Annotated in this window: 16 protein-coding genes and 1 riboswitch; of the genes, 7 read left to right on the top strand and 9 right to left on the bottom strand. The window is 71.2% G+C overall.

The features are described from left to right. Positions 1-14: 14 nt before the first annotated feature. The 3 genes from LZ198_RS03755 to LZ198_RS03745 form a co-directional block, all read right to left on the bottom strand. On the bottom strand, positions 15-758 hold the full coding sequence (locus tag LZ198_RS03755) for a LytR/AlgR family response regulator transcription factor (protein WP_253970475.1): 744 nt from the start codon (positions 756-758) through the stop codon (positions 15-17). After that, complete coding sequence (locus LZ198_RS03750) at positions 724-1,833, bottom strand: sensor histidine kinase (protein WP_253970474.1); 1,110 nt, start codon at positions 1,831-1,833, stop codon at positions 724-726. The genes LZ198_RS03755 and LZ198_RS03750 overlap by 35 nt, the downstream gene beginning before the upstream one ends. A gap of 65 nt (positions 1,834-1,898) precedes the next feature. Beyond that, positions 1,899-3,038: a pyridoxal phosphate-dependent aminotransferase gene (locus LZ198_RS03745; protein WP_253970473.1), complete on the bottom strand. Its 1,140-nt coding sequence runs from the start codon at positions 3,036-3,038 to the stop codon at positions 1,899-1,901. A gap of 279 nt (positions 3,039-3,317) precedes the next feature. Between LZ198_RS03745 and LZ198_RS03740 the strand changes: the two genes are divergently transcribed. After that, entirely contained in the window at positions 3,318-5,372 is a 2,055-nt protein-coding gene (locus LZ198_RS03740) for a hypothetical protein (protein ID WP_253970472.1), read from the top strand. 195 nt (positions 5,373-5,567) lie between these two features. Then, the gene (locus LZ198_RS03735) at positions 5,568-6,902 is read left to right on the top strand and encodes an alpha/beta hydrolase (RefSeq protein ID WP_253970471.1); all 1,335 of its coding nucleotides are present in this window, start codon (positions 5,568-5,570) and stop codon (positions 6,900-6,902) included. Positions 6,903-6,968: 66 nt separating this feature from the next. On the opposite strand, the gene LZ198_RS03730 is transcribed toward LZ198_RS03735, so the two are convergent. From LZ198_RS03730 to LZ198_RS03720, 3 genes are read right to left on the bottom strand one after another with little or no spacing between them, the layout of a single operon-like run. Next, positions 6,969-8,192 (bottom strand): sugar ABC transporter permease, encoded by a 1,224-nt coding sequence (locus LZ198_RS03730; RefSeq protein ID WP_253970470.1) that lies wholly within the window; start codon positions 8,190-8,192, stop codon positions 6,969-6,971. Next, positions 8,189-8,965 carry an ATP-binding cassette domain-containing protein gene (locus LZ198_RS03725; RefSeq protein ID WP_253970469.1) on the bottom strand — a complete coding sequence of 259 codons (777 nt, stop codon included), beginning with the start codon at positions 8,963-8,965 and terminating at the stop codon, positions 8,189-8,191. Before LZ198_RS03725 ends, LZ198_RS03730 begins: the two co-directional genes overlap by 4 nt. 16 nt (positions 8,966-8,981) lie before the next feature. Continuing rightward, positions 8,982-10,076, bottom strand: a complete 1,095-nt coding sequence (locus tag LZ198_RS03720; RefSeq protein ID WP_253970468.1) for an ABC transporter substrate-binding protein — start codon at positions 10,074-10,076, stop codon at positions 8,982-8,984. 248 nt (positions 10,077-10,324) lie between these two features. Continuing rightward, positions 10,325-10,396: riboswitch (S-adenosyl-L-homocysteine riboswitch) on the top strand. A gap of 89 nt (positions 10,397-10,485) precedes the next feature. Here LZ198_RS03720 and ahcY point away from each other — a divergent pair. Next, on the top strand, positions 10,486-11,916 hold the full coding sequence (ahcY, locus tag LZ198_RS03715) for an adenosylhomocysteinase (protein ID WP_253970467.1): 1,431 nt from the start codon (positions 10,486-10,488) through the stop codon (positions 11,914-11,916). A gap of 55 nt (positions 11,917-11,971) precedes the next feature. Here the strand turns inward: ahcY and LZ198_RS03710 are convergent, their stop codons facing one another. Both LZ198_RS03710 and LZ198_RS03705 read right to left on the bottom strand, forming a co-directional pair. Continuing rightward, positions 11,972-15,124, bottom strand: a complete 3,153-nt coding sequence (locus tag LZ198_RS03710; protein ID WP_253970466.1) for a S8 family serine peptidase — start codon at positions 15,122-15,124, stop codon at positions 11,972-11,974. 191 nt (positions 15,125-15,315) lie between these two features. Beyond that, positions 15,316-17,643 (bottom strand): patatin-like phospholipase family protein, encoded by a 2,328-nt coding sequence (locus tag LZ198_RS03705; protein WP_253970465.1) that lies wholly within the window; start codon positions 17,641-17,643, stop codon positions 15,316-15,318. A 200-nt stretch (positions 17,644-17,843) separates the two neighbouring features. Between LZ198_RS03705 and LZ198_RS03700 the strand changes: the two genes are divergently transcribed. From LZ198_RS03700 to LZ198_RS03690, 3 genes are all read left to right on the top strand, one after another. Beyond that, a complete protein-coding gene (locus LZ198_RS03700) occupies positions 17,844-19,283 on the top strand; it encodes a tectonin domain-containing protein (protein ID WP_253970464.1) in 1,440 nt (479 codons plus the stop codon). Between the two features lie 23 nt (positions 19,284-19,306). After that, positions 19,307-19,582, top strand: a complete 276-nt coding sequence (locus LZ198_RS03695; RefSeq protein WP_253970463.1) for a hypothetical protein — start codon at positions 19,307-19,309, stop codon at positions 19,580-19,582. Positions 19,583-20,247: 665 nt separating this feature from the next. After that, positions 20,248-21,963 (top strand): B12-binding domain-containing radical SAM protein, encoded by a 1,716-nt coding sequence (locus LZ198_RS03690; RefSeq protein WP_253970462.1) that lies wholly within the window; start codon positions 20,248-20,250, stop codon positions 21,961-21,963. Between the two features lie 9 nt (positions 21,964-21,972). Here LZ198_RS03690 and LZ198_RS03685 read toward each other — a convergent pair whose 3' ends face one another. Continuing rightward, on the bottom strand, positions 21,973-22,533 hold the full coding sequence (locus LZ198_RS03685; RefSeq protein ID WP_253970461.1) for a cysteine hydrolase family protein: 561 nt from the start codon (positions 22,531-22,533) through the stop codon (positions 21,973-21,975). Between the two features lie 114 nt (positions 22,534-22,647). Between LZ198_RS03685 and LZ198_RS03680 the strand changes: the two genes are divergently transcribed. Continuing rightward, positions 22,648-23,631 carry a GlxA family transcriptional regulator gene (locus LZ198_RS03680; protein WP_253970460.1) on the top strand — a complete coding sequence of 328 codons (984 nt, stop codon included), beginning with the start codon at positions 22,648-22,650 and terminating at the stop codon, positions 23,629-23,631. The last annotated feature ends 168 nt before the right edge of the window (positions 23,632-23,799 follow it).

Below are 23,799 nucleotides of genomic sequence, written 5' to 3'. Positions count from 1 at the left end.
CGCGCTGCCCCGGTTCAACCGAAGCGCTCGCGCAGCGCGGCCGCGTGGGGGCGGCTGAGCGGGAGGGGGACGGCCACGCCTCGAAGGTACACGTGGCCGCCTCCGCCCAGGCCGCGGTCCACGCGCTCGACGAAGGTGAGGTTGACGAGCGCCGAGCGGTGGATGCGCGCGAAGGACCGCTCCGGGAGCCGGGCTTCCCAGTCCTTCAGCGGCCGGGGGGACAGGACGCACGCGCCATCGACGGTGACGACCTCCGAGTAGTCCCCCGCGCCGCGCACGCAGACGAGCTGCTCCACGCGCACGAAGCGCGACCTCGCGCCGTCCTCCAGCAGGAGCAGGTCTCCCTCGGCCAGCTTCTGCCGGCTGGGACCCGGTGTCGGCTCTGCGCGGCCCGGCTCCCGGGGCGTGATTCGACCCAACGTGCGCGCGAGCCGCTCCGGGTGCACGGGCTTGAGCAGGTAGTCCAGCGCGTTGACCTCGAAGGCCCGCAGCGCGTGGGCGTCATAGGCCGTCACGAAGATGACGGCGAAGGGGCACTCGGGCAGTCGACCGAGCAGGTCGAAGCCGCTCTCCCCCGGCATCTGCACGTCGAGGAACAGGAGCGTCGGTCGGAGCTCCTCGATGCGCGCGAGCGCGGACGCGACGCTGTCCGCCTCGCCCACCACCTTCACCCACGGGTGCGGCAGGAGCAGCTCGCGCAGCTCGGCGCGGGACAGGCGTTCGTCATCCACGAGCAGGGCGCGCTGGGGCGTCGTCATGGCTCTCCTCGAAATGGAATGGCGCCTCGGCGGGCAGCTCGACGAGGACGTGGACCCAGCCCTCCGTCTCCGAGGTCGTCAGTCGGGCCCGCGCTCCGAACAACTGCGTCAGCCGCTCGCGCACGTTGCGCAGGCCGGTGCCCGTGCCGCGAGGGTCCGGTTCCCGGAACGTGGGCGCCCAGTGGCCCGTGTTGGACACGAGGACCCGGAGCGACCCGTGTTCCCGGTGCGCCTTGACCCGCACCCGCACCGGAAGCACCCCGGACGCCATGCCGTGCTTCACCGCGTTGTCCACCAGGGGCTGGATGAGGAAGGCGGGGACCCGCTGGTGCTCCAGGCCCGGTGCCACGTCCAGGCTCGCGTCCAGCTTCTCCTCGAAGCGCACCGACTCGATGCTCAGGTAGCTGCGCACCATGGCGAGCTCCTCCTCCAGCGGGACGTGGGGCGTGTCCGCCTTCTGGAGCGAGAAGCGCAGGAAGTCCGCCATCTCCGTCACCATCCTCCTGGCGCGGGTGGGGTCCTCGCCAATCAGGGCCCGAAGGGAGCTGAGCGCGTTGAACAGGAAGTGGGGGTGCATCTGGTGGCGCAGCGAGGCGATCCGCGCCTCCTGGACGAGCGCGTCCGCGCGCAACGCCCGCTCCCGCTCCTCCTGCCAGGCGCGCGCGTGCTTGATTCCGAAGTAGAGCGCGCTCCAGCCCGTCAGGGTGATGGCGTACTCGAGCGCGAAGCGGGGGACCAGCTTCGGTGCCCACTGGTAGGTGCCCGCGTAGAGCCACGCGGCCCACGCCTCGCCCAGGAGCGCCCAGACGAGGCCGAACACGGTGCCGCCGACCAGCGACCATGCCGCTTGTCGCTTGATGGGGCCGGGGAAGGCGCGGCGGTAGCCCAGGCGCAGGAGGCTGGTGAGCCCGAGGCCGAACCCCGCGCGCACGCCCTTGGCCATCATCAACCGGAGCTCGCCTCCCTCGGCCGCGACGATGGGCATGAAGGTGATGATGAGCAGCGCGGCGTACAGCCCCCACCCTCCGAACTGCAGGGTCCAGAAGGAGGGGAGCGTGGCCGGCCGGTGTTCCATGGGCTTCAACCTACCAGAGCGACTGGCGCTGTCGCGGCGACCGGGCACGAGCGGGCCGTGCCTCGTCAGCCCCGGCCCTTCAGGGTCGCGCGCAGCGCGGGGGCGAACGCGCGCATCTCCTCCACCGTCCCCAGCGTCAGGCGCAGCGCGGAGATGTTGGCGGGGATGGGGTTGGAGGGGACGGTCGCCACGTGGAAGCCGTGAGGCGCCAGCCGGGCGGGCAGGTCGAGCTGGTCCGCGGCGAGGGAGATCCACATGAAGTTGCCGTGGCCGGCGACGTACTTCAGCCCCAGCTCGTCCAGGACGGCGGAGGTGACGCGGCGTGCCTCCTGGGTGTGCTTGCGCATGCGCGGCACGAACTGCTTGTCGTCCAGGCTCGCCCTCGCCGCGGCGATGGAGAGCGGGTTGGGCAGGGCCATGCGCCACTGGAACAGCGCCTTGACGACGTCCGGCTGGGCCAGGGCGTAGCCCACGCGCATGCCGGCGAGCCCGTAGATCTTGGAGAAGGAGCGGACGACGATGACGTTTCGCCCCGCGCGCACCAGGTCCACCATGGAGTTGGCGGGAGAGGGCTCGAGGTAGTGCAGGTACACCTCGTCCACCAGCACCGTGGCGCGAGGGGACACCGACTCGCAGAAGTCGCGCAGCCGCTTCGCGTCGACGATGGTGCCCGTGGGGTTGTTGGGGTTGCACACCGAGACGAGCTTCGTGCCCGGGCCCACGCGCGCCTCCATCCCGTCCAGGTCGTGCGCCAGGTTCGCGTCCAGTGGGACGCGCGTCACCTTGCCGCCCAGCGTCTCCGCGTACTCGGGTAGCGCGGGGAAGGTCAGCTCCGAGCACACCACGCCTCCACCGCCCAGGGCGTACCGCCCGGCCACGGCGGACAGGGCCTCGAGGGAGCCGGCGGTGACGAGCACCTGCTCCGGCGCGACGCCCTCCTCCTCGGCGACGCGCTGGCGGAAGGCCTGGAGGGCATCGAGCGCGGTGTAGCGGCTGCTCAGGTGGACGGATTCGCGGATGGCGCGCAGCGCCCCTTCGCAGGGGCCATAGCGGTTCTCGTTCGAGAAGAGCCGGACGGGCTCCGAGCCCGGCCGCGCGCGGGCGCCCGGTGCGCCGAGCGCGAGCCGCGGGCCCAGGGCCAACCCGGCGGTGGACGCCGCGGCGCCGGCGAGGAGGGTCCTTCGAGTGGGGCTGAAGTCGGACACGGCGTTTCTCCCGCGCGCTGGGGGTGGAACGAGGCAGCGCGAACAGGAAGCTAGGGGCGCCGCGCGGCTCGAGGGGGCGCTCATCTGCGAAGCCGCGCCCGTCGTCGGTGAGCGGCGCCCGTCGTCGGTGGATGACGGGACGCGCGAGCGCCGCCACCCCCGTGAATTGTTCGTTTCCGTGTTTCACCGTTGTTGCCAGGGTGTGCGGGTAGGGGCACAACGCGCGCGGCGCCCGGCTGGCGGAGCTGTGGCCCCGGGAGGCCATTCACCGGAGGCGAAATGTCGCGCACTTGGAGCATGGTGGCGGCCGTGTTGCTCGCGGCCTGTAGCACGCAGGGGTCGAAGTCCCCGGAGGCTCCGCCGTCGGAGTCGGTGGCGCCGGAGGAGACGCGGGAAGGGGAGTTGGAGGTCCGGGTCGTGGACTCGCCCACGTTCGAGTCGTCGTACGTGGAGTATTCGCTCGTGGAGGGGCGGAGCCGGAGGCCCGTGGCGTTCTCCGGAGGCGCGCCGGAGGGGCTGGTCAGCGGCGACCGGGTGAAGTTGAAGGGGCGCCAGGAGGCGCGGGGGTTCGTGGCGCGGTCCGCGGAGGTCGAGCCGCGCGCGGTGTCGGCCCAGTCCGGCGCGGACGGGTGTCGCACCACGGGCGTGCAGCGCACCCTGGCCATCCTGGTGGACTTCCCGGGGCAGGCGCGTCCGGACTGGACGCCCCAGGCCATCGAGTCCGTGTTCTTCGCCACCCAGGGCCGGTCGCTGAATGGCTATTGGAACGAGGTCTCCGAGGGGCGCACGTCGACGACGGGCAGCGTGGCGGGTTGGTACACCCTGGACCGTGCCTATGCCTGCAACGAGAGCGACGCGATGCGGGATGCCGCCATCCAGGCGGCGGCCCCGGATGTGGACCTCACCCAGTTCAACCGCATCTTCGTCATCCACCCCTCCCCCGTGGAGGGATGTCACTACGGAGGGCTGGGGACCCTGTCGTGCTCATCCCTGACGACGCCCGACGGCCTCGTCCAGGCATCCACGTCATGGATCGTCGCGAGCGGGTCCTCCTCGGGCACCGACTCGATGGTGAGGCTGCTCACGCACGAGGGCGGGCACAACCTGTCACTGGACCACGGGCGTACGCGTGACTTCGGGGCGGAGCCGCTGAGCTATCTCGGCAGGGCGGGGAGCTGGGTCGAGTACGGCGACGCGTTCTCGACCATGGGCAGCTCGCTCCTGGGCCACTATGCGGTGCCCCACAAGGCTCGCCTCGGCTGGTTGGCCTCGTCCCAGATGACGCAGGTGGACGGCGTGGGTGGCACCTTCACGCTCGCCCCGGTGGAGGGGAGCGGCGGGGTGAAGGCGCTCAAGGTCCGCCGGGGGAGTGCGAACGACGCGTGGCTGTGGTTGGAGTACCGCCAGCCGTTGGGTGGCTATGACTGGGCGTTGAACCCCCAGGTCTTCGGTGGCGCGCTCATCCACTACCAGGACTCCCAGACGCGAGGCTCCACCAGCGACCTGCTCGACTTCACCGCGACCGAGTCCTGGTTGGATCCCGCGCTGCCGTCCGGACAGACGTGGGACGACCCGTACAGCAACCTGTCGGTGACGGTGGGGACGGCGACGCCCGCCGGTCTCCCGGTGACCATCCAGTACCGCGCCTCCGCGTGCATCCGCGCCGAGCCGCGCGTCGTCGCCTCGACGTGGGAGCCCACGGTCAGCCCGGGAGCCCGCCCCATCGTCGACGTCAGCATCACCAACCGGGACTCGGCGGGCTGCTTGCCGAGCACCTTCCAGCTCGCGCGCATCATCACCCCGCCCTGGAGCGCAGACCCGCTGGGCGCCCAGCGCACCATCGCCGCGGCGTCGACGGTGGAGTTCGGCCTGCAGTACTACACGCCCTCGAGCACGCCGCTCGGCGCGTACCTCGTGGGTTTGAACGTCACGCGCGACGGCCTCACCGTCAGCGGCGCGACGACCATCGACGTCGTCCCCCCGTGCGTCCTGTCCGCGCCCACGTTGACCTTCCTTCCGCAGACGGTGACGGCGACGGCGGGCTCCGACGTCACGTTCTCCCTCTACGTGAAGAACAACGACTCCGCGTCGTGCTGGTGGGCCTGGTACGACTTCCTGAACGCCGAACCAGCGGCCTGGCCCGCGACCTTCTCCGACCACGGCGTGAACCTGGCGCCGGGAGATGACTTCTCCTTCACGCTGACCAAGTCCATCCCCGCCAACACGCCGCCGGGCAGCTACGTCGTCGACTTCGACCTGTTCAAGGACGAGTACGGCTTCGTGGGGCATGCCACGTCGACCGTGACGGTCGTCTCGGGCTCCTCCCTGCGCTGAGGCTCGACGGGCGGACACCCCCGCTGAGCGGGTGTCCGCCCTGGCCCGGTGCGTCATCACATTTTCCCAAACCCCAGGAAACTCTTTTCTCCTACATCCGAAGATTAAGGCATCCCCCATCCCACATGAGGCGATGTCATGGCCCTGGGCCCCGTTGGAAACAGCTCCGCTGAAGCAACCCGTCGGCGCGCGGTCGTGGCTCCCGCCCCGCGCAACGAGGTCTCCGTCGCCAAGGCCAAGGCCCAGCCCCGCGAGGTCGCGACGGGGTTCGAGGCGCCCCGGAAGACGGGCGGCGAGAAGCTGACGGGCGTCGCGGCGCGGGCCGTCTCGGCCAATCCCGCGGACAGCGCGCCGGCGGACCCGAAGGCGCGCGCGGGCTGGTGGAAGGGGCTGTCTCCCACCCAGCAGATGCAGGCGCTCAACGCGGACCCGAAGAAGGTGGGCGCCATGGACGGCCTGCCCGCCTCCGTGCGCGACGGCGCGAACCGGCTCCAACTGAAGAAGGAGATCGCGCAGCTCGCCGGCGAGGCCAACAAGGCGAAGGCCGCGGCGCTCGCGGACCGGAGCCTCTTCGACAAGATGAAGGACAAGGTGACGCCGGGCAGTGACGCGGACAAGCCCGCGGCGAGCTTCCTCTCCAAGGAGAAGCAGCGCCAGTTGGAGAACGCGCAGGCGGTCCAGCAGCAGTTGGCCGTCGTCGAGAAGGAGGCGGGCACGGCGCAGCTGCTCGTCTATGACTCCGCCTTCGTGAAGGGCGAGGGCCGCGCGGCCATCGTGGCGGGCAACCTGGACACGGCGAAGCACGTGTCCGTGAGTGTCCCGGGGCTCAACTCGGACGTGCGCGGCTACATGGACAACATCACCCGCGACGCGCTCAACCTGCGCAAGCAGGCGGGCGCGGCGCAGGGCGAGGTCGCGACGGTGGCGTGGATGGGCTACGACGCGCCGGGCTTCCAGAACGTAGCGTCGGACAACGCGGCGGAGAACGGCGCCAAGCTGCTCGCCTCGGACGTGGCCGGCATCCGCGCCAGCCGCCAGGGCAACCAGCCCCACCTGACGGTGATTGGCCACAGCTATGGCAGCACCACGGCCTCCATCGCCGCGGACAAGAACGGCCTGCAGGCCGACGACCTGGTGCTCATCGGCAGCCCCGGCGCCGGCAGCGCCAAGAGCGTGAAGGACTACGACGGGGCGCTCGCCAACGGCCACACCTGGTCCGGCTCCGCGAGCCGCGACGTGGTGTCCTGGCTCAACGGCAGCAACATGCCGGGAGACCCGCTGGGGCAGGACCCGTCCGAGGACAAGTTCGGCGCGAACCGCTTCACCGCCGAGGCGCCGGACCGTGGCGACAAGAGCAACATCGCGGACCACTCCAAGTACTACCGCGCGGGCTCCGAGTCCCTGGCCAACCTGGCCGACATCGTCACCGGCAACTACGGCGGCGTGGACCGCGCCGCGTACCGCTACGGCCAGCACGACTGGTTCAAGGGCAACTGGGTCAAGGACCCCGAGGTGGACCGCAAGGTGTGAGTGGGCCGCTTTCCCGGGGCCCTCGTCTCACCGAAGAGGCCGGCCCCGGGATGCGCGGTCCGCCCGCTACGCGCGACCCGCCGCCTGTCGTTCCCGTCGAGAGAGCGCGTCGATGGACGCGGCGACGAGCAGCACGCCCCCGGTGACCATGAACTTCACCGAGGACGACAGCGCCAGCAGGTCCATGCCGTTGGAGATGGAGCCAATCACCAGCGCGCCCAGCAGCGCGGACCACGCCGAGCCGCGCCCGCCGAAGAGGCTGGTCCCCCCGATGACCGCCGCGGCGATGGCGTTGAGCAGCACGTCGCCGCTGCCCGAGGACTGGTTCACCGCCATCAGCCGCGAGCCCGCGAGGATGCCGCCCGCCGCCGCCAGCGTGGAGGCCAGCGTGAAGACGGCCACCCGGACCCCACGCACCCGGATGCCCGCGCGCCGGGCGGCCTCCGCGTTGCCGCCCACCGCGAAGACGTGACGGCCGAAGCGCGTGCGGCGCAACATCCACTCCACCCCCGACGCCAGCCCCGCGAACAGCACCACCGCGAGCGGCAGGCCCCGGTCCCACGAGAACACCGCCACCGCCGCCACGATGACGACGGCGGGCCCCGCCACCGTCATCAGCGTGTGTCGCCAGGGAGGCAGCGGCAGTCCCGCCGCCGCCCTGCGACGGCGTCCCAGCGCCACCGTCGCCCCGTGCAGCGCGATGACCACCCCCGCGGCGCCCCAGGCGACGGCCGGCGGGAAGAACGTCCCCGTCAGCGCCAGGATGACCTCGTCCGTGAGGTTCACCGTGCCGGTGGCGCCGAGGACCGACAGCAGCGCGCCCTGCCAGCCCAACAGGCCCGCCAGCGTGACGACGAACGAGGGCACGCGCAGCCACGTCATCCACAGCCCGTGGAACAGGCCCACCGCCGCGCCCGTGCCCAGCCCCGCCAGCAACGCGGGGACGGGGGCCCAGCCGCGCTGGACGCTGAGGGTGGCCATCACCGCCGCGGCCAGGCCGCTCACCGCCCCCGCCGACAGGTCGATCTCCCCCAGGAGGAGCACCAGCACGAGCCCCACGGAGAGGGTGCCCATGGCCGATATCTGGAGCATCAGGTTCGTGAGGTTGACGGCGGACAGGAAGCGCGGATTGGCGAAGGAGAAGAGGAGCCAGATGGAGGCCAGCCCCACGAGGACGGGCAGGCTGCCCAGCTCGCCCTGGGCCAGGCGACGTCGCCAGGCCACCCACGCCCCCTTCGGGCCCGGCGCATCGGAGACGAGGCGTGGATCCACGGGGACCTGGGCGCTCATGGGGCCTCCGCCGTGAGTCGCGGGTTCGACTCGGTGGTGTCCACGCCGGTGATGGCCGCCACCACGTCCACCTCCCGCGCCGCCTTCGTGTCGAACGTGGCGACGCGCCTGCCCAGCCGCATCACGACGATGCGGTTTGCCACGGAGAACACGTCCACCAGGTTGTGGCTGATGACCACCACGCCCAGCCCCTGCTCCCGCAGCCGGCGGATGAGGTCGAGCACCTGCCGCGTCTGGGCCACGCCGAGCGCCGCGGTGGGCTCGTCCAGCAGCACCACCCGCGGCGAGCCCATCATCGCCCGCGCCACCGCGATGGACTGGCGCTGACCTCCGGACAGCGCCGCCACCTGCGTGCGCACGCTGGGCAGGCTCACCGACAGCCTCCGCAAGAGCTGCGTCGCCTGGACCTCCATGGTCGTCTCGTCCAACCCACCAGGGCCGCGCGCCGTCAGCTCGCGTCCGAGGAACAGGTTGCCCACGACGTCCAGGTTGTCGCACAGCGCGAGGTCCTGGTAGACGGTCGCCACCCCGAGCGCGGTGGCGCTCTGCGGGCCGGTGAGGCGCACCGGCTGGCCCTCGAAGAAGACCTGGCCCTCCTCCACGGGGAGGATTCCCGCGAGCGTCTTCACCAGGGTCGACTTCCCGGCGCCGTTGTCGCCCACGAGCGCCACGACCTCGCCCGCGTGGACCTCGAAGTCGACCTGGCGCAGCGCCTGGATGGCGCCGAAGTGCCGGGTGATTCCCTTCAGCTCCAGCAGCGGCGTGGCGGCCATTGCGTCCCGCTCCTCGCTAGGGCAGTCGCGCGGTGGCGCAGGCCTGTTGGTACACCCCGACGCAGATCTGCTCCGGCTTCCAGAAGCCGTCCGCGACGACGGTGTCCCTCACGTTGTCCCGCGTCACCGCCACGGGCGTCAGGAGGATGGACGCCACGTCCTTGCGGCCGTTGTTCACCTTGCCGGTGAGGCGCTCCGGCGGGGGACGCTGTCCGCGGGCGAGCGTCACCGCGAGCTCGGCGGCGGCCTCCGCCTCCGGCCGGATGGCCTTGTAGACGGTCATGTACTGCTCGCCGGCGACGATGCGCTGGATGGCGGCCAGCTCCGCGTCCTGCCCCGTCACCGGAGGCAGCGGGGAGATGCCCGCGGCCTTCATCGCCGCGATGGCGCCGCCCGCGGTGCCGTCATTGGCCGCGTAGACGCCGATGAGGCTCTTCTTGCCCAGCGCGGTGAGCGCCTGCTCCATCTGCTGCTGCGCCTTGTCCGGGCTCCAGTCCGGCGTGTCGTACTCCGCGCCGAGCAGGTAGCCGCTCGTCTCCAGCACGGGGTGCGCGCCCGCCTTGAACATCCGCGCGTTGTTGTCGGTGGGCGAGCCGTGGATGGCCACCAGCGTCCCCATCTTCCGCCCGTCCGCCATGAGCTTGTCCACCAGCGCCTGGGCCTGGAGCTGGCCGACCTGCTCGTTGTCGAACGAGATGTAGTAGTCGACGTCCGCGTTCATCACGAGCCGGTCGTAGCTGATGACCGGGATGCGCGACTGCTTCGCGCGGGCCACGATGGCCGACGCGGACGCCGAGTCCACCGGATCCAACACCAGCACCTGGGCCCCGTTGGTGAGCGCGGCCTCGGCCTGGGACTGCTGCCGGGCGGCGTCCTGGTCCGCGTTGGCGTAGAGGACCTCGCACGTGGGGCACAGGGCCTTCACCTTGCCCTCGAAGAGGGGCCGGTCGTGCGACTCGTACCGCGCCGTCTTCGACTCCGGCAGCAGCAGGGCGATGACGTGCCGTCCGCCCTCCGTGGCCTTCGCCCCCTCCGACGGTTCGCTCCGCTTGCAGGCGGAGCCGGACAGCATGAGCGCGACCAGCGCCACGCGGCCGATGCGTGCATCCATGGATGACGTCCCTTTCGTTCCGGTACGACAGGTGGGAGAGCCTCTCCCAACCCTGGCGGGCGACTACGGCGGGGGACGGCGGTTGTCCAGAAGCACACGCATGGGGCGGTGGGCCCGGCCGCCTGCTCCCACCTCCTGCCACCGCGCGGAGGCAAGGCCCTGGAGCGTCTCGGGAGGCACCCGGGCCTGCCCTCCAGGGAGGCATTCTCCCTTTGAAAGTCGGGGCGGCTTTGCGTAGTTTCCCCACCGACTTCGAGGAGTGTTGCGAGGCCTCCCGGCCCCAGGCTCGAAGAGGATTGGACCAACGGCACTCACCTGAACGCGCAGCTTGCGAGGGTGGGTCCGCTTCCGGCGGCTCGGTGGTTCCTCGCGAGGGCGCGTTGTGCCACTCGAATCAGGAGCCATGACCATGACCGCCGTGACCCAGCAGAAGAACCAGGACTTCTCCGTCGCCGACCTCTCGCTCGCCGGGTGGGGCCGCAGGGAGATCAAGATCGCCGAGAGCGAGATGCCCGCCCTCATGGCCATCCGCGACGAGTACGCGAAGCAGCAGCCGCTCAAGGGCGCCCGCGTCACCGGCTCGTTGCACATGACCATCCAGACCGCGGTGCTCGTGGAGACGCTCCAGGCGCTGGGGGCCCAGGTGCGCTGGGCGTCGTGCAACATCTTCTCCACGCAGGACCACGCCGCCGCCGCGCTCGCGGAGGCCGGCACCCCGGTGTTCGCCCACAAGGGTGAGTCGCTGCGGGAGTACTGGGACTTCACCCACCGCATCTTCGACTTCGGCCCCGCGGGCAGCGACCACGAGGGTCCGAACATGATCCTCGACGACGGCGGTGACGCGACGCTGCTCATGCACCTGGGCAAGCGCGCGGAGAAGGACCCGAGCGTCATCTCCGCTCCCTCGAGCGAGGAGGAGCGCGAGCTGTTCGCCTCCATCAAGGCCAAGCTGGCCCAGGACGCCACCTGGTACACGCGCAAGGCCGCGAAGATCATCGGCGTCACCGAGGAGACGACGACGGGCGTGCACCGCCTCCAGGAGATGTCCGCCAAGGGCACGCTGCTGTTCCGCGCCATCAACGTCAACGACAGCGTCACCAAGAGCAAGTTCGACAACCTCTATGGCTGCCGCGAGTCGCTGGTGGACGGCATCAAGCGCGCGACCGACGTGATGGTGGCGGGGAAGATCGCCGTCGTCGCGGGCTACGGCGACGTGGGCAAGGGCTCCGCCCAGGCGCTGCGCGCGCTGTCCGCCCAGGTGTGGGTGACGGAGATCGACCCCATCTGCGCGCTCCAGGCCGCGATGGAGGGCTACCGCGTCGTGACGATGGACTACGCCGCGGACAAGGCGGACATCTTCGTCACCGCGACGGGCAACAAGGGCGTCATCACCCACGAGCACATGAAGCGGATGAAGGACCAGGCCATCGTCTGCAACATCGGCCACTTCGACAATGAGATCGAGGTCGCCGCGCTCGAGCAGTACAAGTGGGAGGAGATCAAGCCCCAGGTCGACCACATCATCTTCCCGGACAACAAGCGCATCATCCTGCTGGCCAAGGGCCGGCTGGTGAACCTGGGCTGCGCCACCGGTCACCCCAGCTACGTGATGTCCAGCTCCTTCGCGAACCAGACCATCGCGCAGATCGAGCTGTTCACGCAGAGCGACCGCTACCAGGTGGGCAAGGTCTACGTGCTGCCCAAGCACCTGGACGAGAAGGTCGCCCGGCTCCAGCTCAAGAAGCTCAACGCCCAGCTCACGGAGCTGTCCGACGAGCAGGCCGCGTACATCGGCGTGAAGAAGACGGGTCCCTTCAAGCAGGACACGTACCGCTACTAGCCGCCGCGGCGCCCGGGGCCTCGTCGCCTCGGGCGCCTGGTCGCGCGAGGGGCCGCTATTCGGATTGGGGCTCCTCGCAGAGCACGTCCGGGCACATCGTGCCGGGCGGGCAGTAGCAGGGGCCCGCCACGAGGATCTCCGCCTCCTGCGTGGGCGCCCCGAAGGCGATGTACGTCTGCGGAGAGACCTCCAACCGCATCCGCCACTGGAACACCCGGCCGCCCTGGTCCTGGGGCGCCGTGGCGTCGAAGGAGAAGGTCTTCGACTGGCCCGGCGGGACGACCTCATCCGGGGCCAGGGGCAGCGAAGCGATGCCCCAGTTGCTGCCGTTCGGCTTCTCGACGAGCGGCGCGAGCTGGAAGCCGGAGTAGGCCCCCCACGTGGTGGTGCCCGAGTTCCGGAGGGTGAGGGTGACGGGGAAGACCTGCCCCGGGAGCACCTGGGTGGGCACCGTCTGGCTCACGAACTCCGCCTGGAACTGGGGGATGACCTTGATGGGGACGCTCGACGAAGGCTGCCCGAAGCCGCCCGTCCGGGTCTGGCTCATCCGCCACTGGAGGGGATAGGAGTCCGGGATGCCCGTGGGGGTGACCTGGACCTGGAAGATCTTCTCCTGGCCCGGGAGCACGATTTCGCCAGGGGACAGCGTGCCCACGGCGTTCGACCACGCGGGGTGCTGCGCCGTCAGCGTGAAGCCCGTGTCGGAGCGCCACGCCTCGGTGCCCGTGTTGCGCATCGTCACGGTGTAGAGGAACGGCGTGTTCCCCATCACCGTGGTGGGGCCGGACTGCCGGACGTACGCCGCGTCATGGGGCGGCAGGACGACCTGGATGGTGGGGTTCTCCGTCCACGCGCCGAACCACATGGGCGTGGTTCCGTCCTGGACCATCCGCCACTGCATGGAGCGGGGGCCCGGGGTGGAGGGGGCGGTGAGCGTGGCGGTGAAGGTCATCTCCTCACCGCGCGCGGCCGAGGCGCCGGGGGCGGGGAGGATGCGGTTCGTCCCCCAGGTGGTGTTGTCCTGCGGGTTCTGCGAGCCCAGGCGGTCACCATTGGCCAGGCTCCAGGTGCCGCTGCCCGTGTTCCGCAGGGTGACGGAGACGGTGAAGGGGCTCCCCACCACGACGCTGGTGGGCACCACGTGTCGCACGAACACGGCGTCGCGCGAGGGCAGGGTGACCTGCAGGGAGGTCAGCGGCGAGGCCTCTCCGAACAGGCCGTGCCCCGCCTTCGCCATCTGCCATTGGAACGGGTAGCTCCCCAGCTCGTACGGCGTGGTGATGGCGAAGAGGAACTGCTTGGACTGCCCCGGGCCGATGCTCTCACCCGGAGCCAGCTCGACCTGGCTGACGCCCCAGAAGTGGGGATTGCCCGCGGGGGCGATGGCCTGCAGCTTGAACCCACCCGCCGCGGTCCACGGCTCGCTGCCCGTGTTCTGCATCGTCACGGAGACGCTGTAGACGCGCTCGGGGCGCAGGGCGGAGGAGGGGAGCTGCTGGAACGAGACGCTCGCGTCCAGGGGAAGCCGTGGGCAGCGGAGCGTGTGGTCCCTGGACAGGTTGGCGCCCTCGGCATCCACCACCATGTGGCGCAGGACGAAGTCGGAGTTCGGCGTGCAGGTGCCTTGCGCCGTGAGTGGGGTGGACGCGGTGAGCTGCGCGTTGGAGACGATGGACCAGGTGTGGGCATACGGCGCGATTCCACCGGTCGCCTCCTCGACGGTGCAGGAGAAGGTGCCCCCGCTCATGGTGGCGCCCAACGCGCACTGGGCGCCGGGGAAGTTGAGGTAGCGGATGACGGCCTTCCCCGCGTCGAGCAGGCCCGCGCCGCACTGGGACGCGGGGCAAAGGGCGACGGGCGTGGCGGTCGACAGGAGGCGCTGCTTCACCTGCGCGACGCTCCAGGTGGGGCGCTGGGCGATGAGGAGCGCGGCGACGCCCGCGACGTGGGGCGCGGCCATGGAGGTGCCGCTGAGGTAGCGGTGGCAGTAGTCCCCGCTGCCGATCGAACCGCCCGGCTTGGAGACGGCCCAGGTGGAGACGACGCCTCCCAGCCCGTTGTACGGGGCCAGGGGGGTGGGGTCGACGCAACCGATGCCGTTGCCGTAGACATCCGGGCCGCCACCGGGCGCCGCGAGCGACACCGAGGCGCCCCGGTTGGAATAGCCCGCCAGTTGTCCGTTGGGCTGGGTGGCGGCCACGACGAGGACGCCCTGGCAGGAGGCGGGAATCACTTCGGCGGGGTCGCGCGCGTCGTTGCCCGCGGCGGCGACCACCACGACGCCGGAGTTGACGGCGTAGGTGATGGCCTCCTGGAGGCTGACGGTGGTGGAGCAGCGGACGACGTTCGGGGCCAGCGTCCCGAAGCTCATGTTGATGACGCGTGCGCCGTTGTCGACGGACCAGCGGATGGCCCGCGCCACGTTGCTCATGATGGGCGCGTCACCCGTCGACGAAATCTTCACGGGCAGCAGGGGGCAATCCTTGCAGATGCCCGCGATGCCCTCGGTGTCCCACCTCGCCCCGAGGATGCCCGCCACGTGCAGGCCATGGTGCCACCTCCCGTCCGCCGCGGGGTTCGGGTCGGACATGCCCGGAGTCTCGTAGCCGTAGTCGATGCCGGCGCCCCAGCGTCCGGACAGGTCCGGGTGCTCCAGCCGCCCGGAGTCCAGGACGGCGATCTTCACGGTGCTGGTGTTGGTGGCCGCGTACTCCAGGGACTGCCACGCCTCGGCCATGCGGACCGCGGGGTAGTTCCACTGCAAGGGATAGAGCGCGTCCGTGGGCTCGGCCGTGTAGGCGAGGTAGTAGTCCAGGTGGGCGTACTCGACGTCATCGCGTCCGCGCAGCACCTCGAGGGCCGCCTCGGTGAGGCGCTCCTGCTCCGCCACGGATTGCCCCTTCAGCGCGTCGGGGGCCGCGAGCGTCCAGATCTCCGCGCCCTCGGCCAGCACGTCCGCCTGCTGATAGGTCATTCCCGTCAGGCTCAGCGTCGTCCGCGCGGCGGGGGCCTTCGTCCCGCCGCGGAACTTCACGACGACGCGGCCCGGGACGAAGCGGGGCCGCGGGGCCTCTTCCTCCAGCGGGCGCGCGGCGACCGCGGGCTGGAGGGGCGACTCCTCCTCCGGCCCGGGCGGCTCCGCGCAGCCCGCCCAGAGGAAGAGGATGAAACAGGCCTGGAGGCATCGTGTGACGCGTGAAGAGAACACCGGGTTCTCCCGTGGATGGGTGTGATTGTCGGATTGGAACAACGCACCCCTGGGGCGTCAATTCGTGGCGCTCGTCTGTGTATGATAAATCGGTAATCCCGCCTGCTCCGCAGAGTGGGCGTGAGACCCGCCAGCTCGGGCGGGATGGCCCGACCGGGGCACGTTCTTGACGGACGCCGGAGGATCGGCCGCTACAGCCCCAGCTCCAACCCGATGCCCGGCGCCACGGCCCACAGCGACTTGCGCGACGTGCTGCCCGGATACCACTCGCCCACCACCTGGACGCGGAAGCGCTCCAGGAAGGTGAGGCCCGCGAACGCCTGGAACACCGGGCGGGAGCAGGCCGTGACGCTGCGCGCGCCCCGTTCCTCGCAGCCTTGGGTGGCGTAGTGGTCGTTCGAACTGAACAGCCACCCGCCCCGCAGGCCCAGGCGGCTCTGCGCGAGGATGGACTGCTCCGCCTGGGGTTGGAACTCGAGCCCCGTCACGACCTCGATGCCGAAGCGGTCGCTGCTGGCGGCGGAGAAGATGTCCTCCAGGCCCCGGAAGTCGATGGCGCTCGCGAGCCGCAGTCCCATGGGCAGCGGCAGCCGTGAGAGCCCGAGACTCAAGCCGACCTCGCTCTGCGTCGGTCCCATGGTGACGTGGATGACCACCTGCTGCGGCTCGTACGTCACGCTGTCCGCCGCCACCTTCCCCGCGAAGCGCACCGTCGCCTTGTCCGACCCGGGCTGGGCGTCCGCGAGCTTGCCGAGGGCGTGCCCCAGGGTGCGGCGGATGTGCGTGATGGCCAGGTCCCCGCGTCCCGGGGCGACCCCCAGGTCGCGGAAGTGGAAGCCATACGCGCCGAGGAGCCGCATGGTGTAGTCCAGCTCCGTCTCCTTCTCGCTCCGCTTCCAGTCCGGCCACCGCTTGGGGGTGACGCCGGGCACGTGCGGGGGCGACGCGCCGGCGATGGCCCGGTCGCAGTGCGCGTTGCGCCAGGTCGTCGCCTGGGGCTTGTCGCCCACGGCGCTGCACGCCGAATACAGCTGGTCCAGGGAGACCTGCAGCAGCGCGCGGAAGTCCGCCAGGTCCTCGCCCTGGCACAGCCGCTCGGCGTCCCCGGTCGAGTCGTAGACGGCGCGCATGCAGGCGAACGGCCGCCACCCGCCGATGCCACCCTTCGGCGAGGTGTGGGCATGGGAGTAGCGGCCGCGGTCCGCGCCGAAGGCGTCCTCCAGCATCCGGCGGGCGTCGTACATGCCCAGGTAGAAGTCGAAGACGCGGAACTCGGTCTCGAAGAAGCCCAGGAACGCGAAGAGCGGGGCGCTCGCGGCGGGGAAGTGCCGGCGAGGGAGCGCCAGCCGCTGGGAGATCTCCGGCTCCTCCTCCAGCAGCAGCGCGAGCTCCTTGGAGCGCGCGGTGTCCACGAAGGCCGCCAGCAGCTCGCCGAGCGTGGCCGGGAGCGAGGCCGTCTCGGCCTTCGTCGGCGTGGACGGGGGAACGGGGTACTCGGTGGCGTCCGGGTCGATGAACGCGAACGCGATGTTCGTGGGCGTGCGGCGGGTCCCCGAGCGCGGGGTGGTGCTCCATTCCAGGTGCCCGTCGGGCGTCTCCCGCAGGCCGTCGCGGGCGAGCCCCACGGCGAGGCGCAGGGGCGTGTTGTCGAAGACGCCGCCGTCGATGAAGAGGTCCTCGCGCGCCTCCGACGGGAGGCAGACCCCCGCGGTGGCGGTGCTGCCCGGCACGCAGGTGTCCAGCGGCTGGGGCGGGAAGGCGATGGGGAAGGCCATCGACGCGAAGAGCAGGTCGCGCAGTTGGGGGAAGCCGATGGTGCCGTCCGCGTGGGTGACGAGCATCAGCTCCATGCGCTGGGCGTCGGGGGTCGTGTAGTTCGTCGCGCGCGGCGGGCGCCCCGGGCCCTGCCCCTGGATGCGGATGGCGAACTTCTCCTCGAGCCGGGGCAGGGCGAGCCGGCCCCCGGCGGCCTGGAGCACGCGCGGCTCCATCCGCGTGGTGGACACCCCGAGCACCACGTCACACGAGCGCGGGAGGCCGCGGTTCCACGCCTGCTCGATGTCTTGCGCCCCCCGCGCGAGCCACTCGCGCGAGAAGACGCCCAGCGCCGTCGTCGACTCGGGGACGAAGAGCCGGTCGAAGCCCACGGGAATCCAGGTGGACCAGAACAGGGACTGACCCGGGGAGGTGGCGTCGACCCCGCACGTCGCCAGGACGGCCAGCAGCGCGTTCAGCCCTCCCGCGGAGGCGCCCGTGACGAGCCGCAGGTCCATGACCCGGTCGCCTTGCGTCGAGGAGGCGGCGTAGTACAGGAACCCGGCCTCGTACGCGCCCAGCGACACACCGCCGCTGACGGTGAGCGAGACGGCCGTGGGGGCAGGGCGACCGGCTGCGTCACGCGGTGTCTGCGCCGCCGCGAGCCCGCAGCCGACGAGCGCCGCGCCGACACAGGCATGGCGTGCCCACCTGGCCAGGTCCCGGGGAGGAACCCACGCCTGCCTCCAAAGACCTGACCGCATCCCGCCTCCTCGCTCGTCGTCGACACCCTGCCCCGCGCCTCGCTGACGCGTCAACGGACGTGTCAGGCGCCGCGGCGCGAGGTTGCTGACGCGACAACGTGCGCCCGGTGTGCCGGTGCCTCCATCGAGCCGAGGGGTGGCGTGCTTGTTGCTCACGGCCGCCTGCGCAGTCTCCCGAAACAGGAAGAGAGCCCCGCCCCATGAGAGCTTGCTCGACGTCCACCCACCTCGCAGCGATGTGCCTGGGCCTGATGACCTTCACGGCCAGCCCCCGGGCGGAAGCCCAGACGACCCCCACCGTGGTGCAGGTCCCTCCGACCCCCGCGCCCGTGCTGCCAGCGGGGACGAAGGTGACGTGTACCCAGGGCCCCGCGACCGGTGCCGCGGCGGCCACCTGTCCGGTCCTCCGGTATGACGGGTACTCGTATTGGGCGCTCAGCTACGTCGACAACCGCGTGGGCATGGCCATCGCCGCCTATGACGCCTCGGGCAAGCTCGTGGCGCAGTGGGAGAAGGCGGGGGCCCGCTACGTGTACGGCATCACGGTGGACCCGGCGAACAAGCGCGTCACGTTCGCGGGGCAGTCGGACGCGAAGATCGCCGTTGCCTGGGACGACCTGGTGCCGCCCCCCGTGGTCGTCCAGGTGCCGCCCTCGCCGGCGCCCGCGGTCCCCGCCGGGATGAAGGTGACGTGCACGCAGGGACCGGGGACCGGCGCGGCGGCGGCGACCTGTCCGGTCATCCAGTGGAAGGGCTACACGTTCTGGGCCTTCAGCTACATGGACAACCGCGTGGGCATGGCCATCGTCGCGTATGACGCGGCGGGCAAGGTCGTGGCGACGTTGGAGAAGCCGGGCGCGCGCTATGTGTACGCCGTCACCGTGAACCCCGCGGACAAGACGGTGACGTTCGCGGGCCAGGCGGACGCGAAGATCTCCGTGAAGTGGAGCGAGCTGCTTCCGACTCCGCCCTCGCCGCAGTTCGTGCGACAGCCGCTCCCCGTGGGCGCGACGCTCAAGCAGATCTCCGTGGGCAGCGCGAACGCCGTCTGGGGGCTGGACACGGCGGGCTTCAACTGGAAGTGGACCGGCTCCGGCTGGCAGAAGATGGGCGGCACGGTGAGCAACATCTCCACCGCATCCGACGGGACGCTGTGGGCCACCAACCCGCCGGACTCCCTGCGCGTGCTGAAGTGGGATGCCACCGGTAGCAAGTGGACGTGGAACCTCCCCACCGGCATGAAGCAGGTCACCGCCGTCAACGCCAACGCCGCCTGGGGGTTGGACAACGCGGGCGCGCTGTTCCGCTGGACGGGTTCGGCCTGGGAGAAGAAGGGCTGCTGCGTCAGCCAGTTGTCCGTCGGCGCGGATGGCGAGCTGTGGGCCACCAACCCGGCGGACTCCCAGCGCGTGCTGCGCTGGGATGGCGCGAAGTGGACCTGGAACATCCCCACGGGCATGACCTTCGTCAGCGTGGGCAGCGCGAAGAACATCTGGGCGCTCGACGGCTCGGACCAGGTGTACCAGTGGGCCGGGACGTCCTGGCAGAAGGTCCCTGGAGCCCTGCGCAACATCTCCGCCGCGGGGGATGGCTCCGTGTGGGGGCTCGACGCGCAGGGGCTCGTGTACAAGTGGCAGTGAGGTGAGGGGCGACCCCCAGGCCCGTGGCCGTCCTGGCGTGCATGAGCGAGCAGTACTTCGGTCCGGTGCTGGAGCGGTTGGGGGCCCCGCCCGTCGTGCTCACCTGGACGCTCATGGCGCCCGAGGCGTATCTCCTGGAGGCCCTGGCCTCCACGGTCTCCCGCCACGGCCCCTCGGATGCCCGGGCGCTGCGCGCCGCGCTCGTCGCGGCCTACGCGCGCTATCGACGCATCTCGCTCCGCTCGGCGGCCTCCGTCTTCAGCCGGGTGGGCGCCTCCCGCTCCCCGGTCGCGCGCTAGGGGGAGCAGACTCCAACGCCTCTGAGCGGCAGTCCAAGCGGGTGAGGGACTGGGACGGCTTCGCGACGCAGCGGTTGTCCACGCACGCGGCGACACAGGGCGCCTGGCCACAGGCCTCGGGCGTGTTCTCGCGCTCGCACGGGCGAAGTGCCTCCGCGAGGAACAGGCGCTTCGCCTGTCCGTGGAACCAGTCGCTGTTCATGGGGAGGCAGCACCTGTCGGACAGGATGGGGATGCGCTCGGCGCGGCAGTCGTCGTCCACCACGCAAGCGCGGTGTTGCTCCGTCTCCAGGAAGACCACCCCGCGCGCCTGTTCACAGGCGTCCGTGGGAGGTTCGCTGGCCGCGTCGGTCCGTGTGGCGACGGGGAGCGGCCGTGACGCGCAACCGAGCGCGCAGAGGAGCAACAGCGCCGGCCACCCTCCGCGCGGAGCCGCGGCCTTCTGGAATCGGGGCATGTCCCTGCTCCTGGCGAGGGGGGGGATGTCCACCCCCGGGCAGGGCCAAGCCTCGCATCGATTGTCCGGGAACAGGAAATCCCCGGGTGGACGCCAGGCGGCCCTGGAGGCGCACGGACGCCCGGGTCATGGCCGCCCACACTTCCGCACTGGGGATGCACTGAATCGTCTACTGTGACGCCCCTCCTGAAAGGTCGGTGTGCGTCACATGGGTGGTCGTGTCCTCTCGCCAGTCCTCCTCGTCGGCGCCGGAACGGGCGAAGCCACGTGCGGCATCCTGTACCTGGCGAGCTACCTGCGACGCGGGGGCATCGAGGCCTTCGTGCGCCTCTATGACGGCGACGAGACGCCCGCCGAGGTGCAGCGCTCGTTCGAGGGCCTCGTCCGGCGGGTGCGGCCCAAGCTGGTGGGCATCAGCCTCAAGTGGTTCCACCACGTGGACCGCGCGCTGCTCATCGCGCGGACCCTGCGACGCATCGACCCCGGCATCCGCATCGTCCTCGGCGGCAACTCCGCGTCGTACTGGTGGCGGGAGCTGAGCGGCTACGACTGCGTCGACGACCTCATCCTGGGCGACGGCGAGGCGCCGCTGCTGGCCCTCTGTCGGGGCGACGAGGAGGTCCCGAACCGCGTGACGCGCAACGCGAACGGGCAACCGACCCGGCTTCCCCTGGGGTACGTGCAGAAGGCCACCAACACCGAGGACCTCTACTACTCGCACTTCGACGAGATGTTCCTGAGCCAGCTCGACCTGAACTCCTTCTCCGGTTGGGTCGCGCCCGGGAAGGGCTGTGGCGAGAACTGCTCGTATTGCGGTGGGGCGCGCGGCAACCAGAAGGCGGCCTTCGGGCGCGCGAAGCCCTTCCTCCGCGCGGAGGAGAACGTGCGCCGCGACCACGGCGAGATTGCGCGCCACACGTGGCAGATGCGCTACGACTTCGCGGGGAGCTCGGCGGAGTTCCTCGGCAACACCTGGGCGGGCGTGGACCTCTCGCGACACTGCTGCACGTACTTCCTCTGGGGCGTGCCGCGCGTCGAACTGGTGGACGCGCTCGCGCGGACCTTCGAGCGCGTCTACATGGTGGTCGACATCGGCTGCTTCTCCGAGCAGCAGCGCCTCGAGCAGATGAGCCGGGGGCTGCTCAAGCCGTGCGCGAAGGACCGGGAGCTGCTCGACCTCATCGAGGCCTCCCGCCGCCACGCGAACCTGGCGATCGAGGTCTCGGGCATCGGGGGCCTGCCCTTCGCGAGCGAGGCCACGCTGGCGGAGGAGGTGCGGCTGGTGGAGCGCATCATCGGGATGGACTGCGTCATCGGCTATCAGCGGCTCGAGTCCCAGCCCGGGGCGCTGGCCACCGAACATCCGGCGCGGTTCGACATGGTGTCGGAGGCGCGGACGTTCACGGAGTTCCTCCAGTACTTCGAGCGGCGCGCGCCCGGTGACGTGTCGGTGCCCATGATTCGCTTCCGCGACGCGAAGCTGGAGGCCGCCGTGCAGCGCACCTCCGACCGCATCGACGCCATGGCCTGGAAGCACCGGGACGGCCGCAAGCGCGTCGACCTCCAGGGGCGCACGCGCCTGATGAACACCGCGCCCTCGACGCGGCGGTTCTCGCTGGGAGACTGGCTGGGCTCCCATCGCGCCCCCACGAAGTTCGCCCAGGAGCCCGTCACGGTCGTGCGGTCGGTGGACGGCATCACCATGTCCTGCGCGCCCTCCGTCGCGCCGCGCAGGTTCTCGGACCCGACGCTGGTGCAGGGAGAGGACGGCGCCATCCTCCTCGCCGCCCTCGCCGCCTTCGAGCGGCCCACCACCGTCTCCGCCGCGGTGTCCCAGTTGGGCGCGAAGGCGCGGCTCGACCCGGGCTCCGCGCGCGACGTCATCGACCACCTGGTGGACGGGCGCTTCCTCCAGCCCGCGTAGGCGAGGGCTTCAGCGGCCGGCCTGGTCCACGAAGTCGGCGGTGGACACGACCTTCGCGTAGCCCATGCCGAGCGCCGCGAGGAACGCGGCATGGACCTGGGGCGCGGGCACCGCCTGCCCGTCGAACTCCAGGCTCCGCGCCGCGCAGGCGTCGTGGAGCACGGTGACGCCGTAGCCCAGGTCCGCCGCCGCGCGTGCCGTGGCGTCCACGCACATGAGCGTCATCGCCCCCACGATGACCACGTGTTGGATGCCCTGGGCGCGCAGGCGCTCGTCCAGGTCCGTCTGGCGGAAGCTGTTGGGGAAGTGCTTGAGCACGACGCTCTCTCCCGGGCGCGGCGCGACCTGGGGATGGATTTGTGCCCCCGGCGTGCCCGGCAGGAAGAACGTGGCCCCGGGTTGGAGCGACTCGTGGCGCACGTGGACGAGGGGCAGGCCGCGCTCCCGGAAGAAGTCCAGGGCCACCCGGGCCTGGGCGGCGGCGGCCTCGGTGCGGTCCAGTTCGAACCGACCTCCCGGGAAGTAGTCGTTCTGGATGTCGATGAGCAGCAGGGCGGTGGTCTTCTCCATGGGCACTTCCTCCTGGATGGCCTGTCCTAGCGCGAGGGCCGCAAGATGGCCTGCCCCGGGGCGGGGCAGGAGTGTCTGGATTGACAAAGTCCGGGCGGAAAACGACAAGCGACCATGCGCGCCGAACCGTCGTCCCTCCATATCGCGGTGCTGGCCCTGGAGGGGTGCGTGGCCTCCAGCGTGACGGGGCCCCTGGACGTGTTCGCCATGGCGAACCTGCTCAGCCGCCAGCAGGGCGGGGCGGAGCCGTTCCGCGCGGAGCTGGTGACCTCGCGTCCCGGCGCGCCCCTCAGCTTCCATGGGTTGCAGCTCTCCTCCGCCCGGATGGCGGCCCCCGAGGACCGCTTCGACGTCGTCCTCGTGCCCGCCATGGTGGGGCACCTGGCGTCCGACGTGGACGAGCGCGCCACGGTGGATTGGCTGGCGCGACAGCACGCGCGGGGCGCGAAGGTGGCCGCGGTCTGCGCGGGGACGTTCCTGCTCGCGCGGAGCGGGTTGCTCGACGGTCGCGAGGCCACCACGCACTGGGGCCTGGCGCGGGCCTTCGAGGCGCGCTTCCCGCGCGTGACGCTCAAGCCGGAGCTGCTCCTGATCGACCACGGCGACGTGCTGACGGCGGGGGGCATCACCGCGTACCTGGACCTGTGCCTCCACCTGGTCGCGAAGCTGGCGTCGCCGGAGCTGGCCGCGCTGTGCGCGAAGATGTTCCTGGTGGAGCCGGGCCGCCGCTTCCAGGCGCCCTACGCGGTGCACGCCGCGCCCCGCGACCATGGCGACGCGGCGGTGCTGCGCGCGCAGGATTGGCTGGAGGCGCACCAGTGCGGCCCGGTGACGCTGGCGGAGGCGGCCCGGGCGGCGAACCTGGGCGAGCGCACGCTGCTGCGCCGCTTCCGCAAGGCCACGGGAGACACACCCCTGGACTACGTGCAGCGCCTGCGCGTCGAGTCCGCGCGGCGCCTGCTGGAGACGACGCCACGCACCGTGGAGGACATCTCCCAGGCGGTCGGCTACGCGGACCCCACGTCCTTCCGGCGCCGCTTCAAGGCGCGCACGGGCCTCACACCGGATGCCTACCGTCGTCGGTTCGCGCTCCGGTGAGACGCGGGCGCGCCGCCGGTCGGGATGACGCATCCACGGATATTTGCAGCGAGGATGCGGGTGAGCGCCGCGACATCCGCACTGCCAGCGAATGTCAGGCTTCGGGGTCATCTCCCGTGCAAGGAACGCGAGGGTCATCCGGACGTCTTGGATAGACTCGGGCCGGTT

Source organism: Myxococcus dinghuensis (genome assembly GCF_024198235.1).
Taxonomy (GTDB): domain Bacteria; phylum Myxococcota; class Myxococcia; order Myxococcales; family Myxococcaceae; genus Myxococcus; species Myxococcus dinghuensis.
Note: the sequence above shows the minus strand (reverse complement) of the source record. Positions and strands in the feature narration are given on the sequence as shown.

Coding starts and splice junctions, on each gene's coding strand:
- LZ198_RS03750 (WP_253970474.1), bottom strand. CDS start 1,833: ATGGAACACCGGCCGGCCACGCTCCCCTCCTTCTGGACCCTGCAGTTC.
- LZ198_RS03725 (WP_253970469.1), bottom strand. CDS start 8,965: ATGGCCGCCACGCCGCTGCTGGAGCTGAAGGGAATCACCCGGCACTTC.
- LZ198_RS03680 (WP_253970460.1), top strand. CDS start 22,648: ATGCGCGCCGAACCGTCGTCCCTCCATATCGCGGTGCTGGCCCTGGAG.
- LZ198_RS03730 (WP_253970470.1), bottom strand. CDS start 8,192: ATGAGCGCCCAGGTCCCCGTGGATCCACGCCTCGTCTCCGATGCGCCG.
- LZ198_RS03685 (WP_253970461.1), bottom strand. CDS start 22,533: ATGGAGAAGACCACCGCCCTGCTGCTCATCGACATCCAGAACGACTAC.
- LZ198_RS03690 (WP_253970462.1), top strand. CDS start 20,248: ATGGGTGGTCGTGTCCTCTCGCCAGTCCTCCTCGTCGGCGCCGGAACG.
- LZ198_RS03755 (WP_253970475.1), bottom strand. CDS start 758: ATGACGACGCCCCAGCGCGCCCTGCTCGTGGATGACGAACGCCTGTCC.
- LZ198_RS03740 (WP_253970472.1), top strand. CDS start 3,318: ATGTCGCGCACTTGGAGCATGGTGGCGGCCGTGTTGCTCGCGGCCTGT.
- LZ198_RS03700 (WP_253970464.1), top strand. CDS start 17,844: ATGAGAGCTTGCTCGACGTCCACCCACCTCGCAGCGATGTGCCTGGGC.
- LZ198_RS03720 (WP_253970468.1), bottom strand. CDS start 10,076: ATGGATGCACGCATCGGCCGCGTGGCGCTGGTCGCGCTCATGCTGTCC.
- LZ198_RS03705 (WP_253970465.1), bottom strand. CDS start 17,643: ATGCGGTCAGGTCTTTGGAGGCAGGCGTGGGTTCCTCCCCGGGACCTG.
- ahcY (WP_253970467.1), top strand. CDS start 10,486: ATGACCGCCGTGACCCAGCAGAAGAACCAGGACTTCTCCGTCGCCGAC.